Origin of the sequence: Mesorhizobium sp. M1A.F.Ca.ET.072.01.1.1 (assembly GCF_004023325.1) — a bacterium.
Lineage (GTDB): Bacteria > Pseudomonadota > Alphaproteobacteria > Rhizobiales > Rhizobiaceae > Mesorhizobium.
This window is the reverse complement of record NZ_RZSF01000613.1, coordinates 1-1,638: the sequence shown is the minus strand read 5'-3', so window position 1 is coordinate 1,638 and position 1,638 is coordinate 1. Positions and strand designations below refer to the sequence as shown.

Sequence of the window (1,638 nt, the reverse complement as noted above, 5' to 3'; positions counted from 1 at the left end):
GCGGAGGCCTGCTCGAGCTGGAGCTGCAGGTCGCCGAGATCGGGCGCGTCCCTGAGCATCTCCTCGGCTTCGAGGAAAGCGGCTTGCGTCTCTTCATGGCTGTCGACGATGCGCGCGCGGGCGTCATCCAAGGCAGCACGGCGGCTCGCCAGCTCGCCGCCGGCCTTATCGGCCTCGGCCAGCGCGTTACGGGCGGCGTCGAGTGCGTGCTGGGCATCGCGGCCGGCCTGACGCGCGTTGCGCTCGGCCTCGCTCGCCTGGCGCATCGCCTGCTCGGCGCGCGCCAGCGCCTCCTCGGCCTCGCGCACGACGCGGGTCGCCTGCACGGCCTCGGCATCGAGCTCCGCCAGGCGGTTCTTCTGCGCCAGCCTCTGCGCCGCAGCGGTCGGCGCATCGGCGCTGGCCGTCAAGCCGTCCCAGCGCCAGAGCGCGCCGTCGCGGCTGACCAGCCGCTGGCCGGGCGCGAGCTGCGCTTGAAGGCGACGGCCATCGGCGGCGTCGACGATGCCGATCTGCGCCAGGCGGCGGGCAAGCTGTGCCGGCGCGCGCACCACACTCGCCAGGCTCCTCACGCCTTCAGGCAGTGCCGCGTCACCCGGTTGAACCGCGCTCTCGCCCCAATGCACCGGGGCGCTGCGGTCGAGCGGCACGTCTAGGTCCTCGCCGAGCGCGGCGCCAAGTGCCGTCTCGTAGCCGCGCTCGACGCTGATCTGCTCCAGCACCGAAGGGAAGAGATCGCCGCTCGCGGCGTTGAGTATCTTGGCCAGCGTGCGCGCTTCCGTCTCGATGCGCTGCAATTCGGCCTTGGCATCCTGCAGAGGCGGGCGGGCAGCACTTTCGGCGGCGCGCGCTTCGGCGACCGCCTGCTCGGCGGCGATGGCGCCTAGCTCGCTCTCTTCCAGCCGGGCAAGCGCGTCCTCGACCAGCAGCCGCTTCTCGGCGGGATCGGGCAGGCCGGAAATGCGCGCCACAATATCGGAGAGCTCGCGATCGACCTCGGCAAGCTGGCGAGCGAAGCGGTCGCGGCGCTCGGCGGTCTCACGCAAAGTGCGCTCGATCTGGTGGCGCGACGCGGCCGCCTCGGCGCGTTCGGCAGTCAGCGCGGCAAGTCTTGCTTCGCTCTGCGAGAGCGTCGCGCCTGCCTGCTCGAAGGCGGCGCGGGTGGTGGCTTCGCGCTCGGCAGCACCTGCATTGTCCGAATTGAGCTCGGCTTCCTCGGCGCGGAGACGCTCGAGAATGTCGGCATTGTCGCGCACCATCCGCTCCTCGCGGGCGATGTCTGCATCGAGCTGTTGCAGGCGCCGCTCCAGCTCCGCCTGGCGCGAGCGGATGCGGCCGGCCTCTTCTTCGATCTGCGTCTTGGCGATCGACAGGCGCTGAAAGGCCGCCGCCGCGGCCGCTTCCGCGTCGCGCAGGTCGGGCAGGCGGTGGGCGGCGATGCCCTGCTCCCTCGCAGCGGCCATCTGGGCTGCGGCGCGGTCACCGACCAGCGTGGTGGCAACGGCAAGCGCCGAACGCGCTTCGCCTTCCTGGGTTTTGGCCAGCGTCCAGCGCAGATGCAGAAGCGTCGCCTCGGCCTTGCGGATGTCGGCCGACAGGTTCTTGAAGCGCGAGGCCTGGCGCGCCTGGCGCTTCAAG

General features: G+C 71.8%; 1 pseudogene. It reads right to left on the bottom strand.

Annotated features, from left to right (window positions below):
* A pseudogene (locus EOA32_RS36930) lies at positions 1-1,638 on the bottom strand (chromosome segregation protein SMC); the annotation flags it as partial.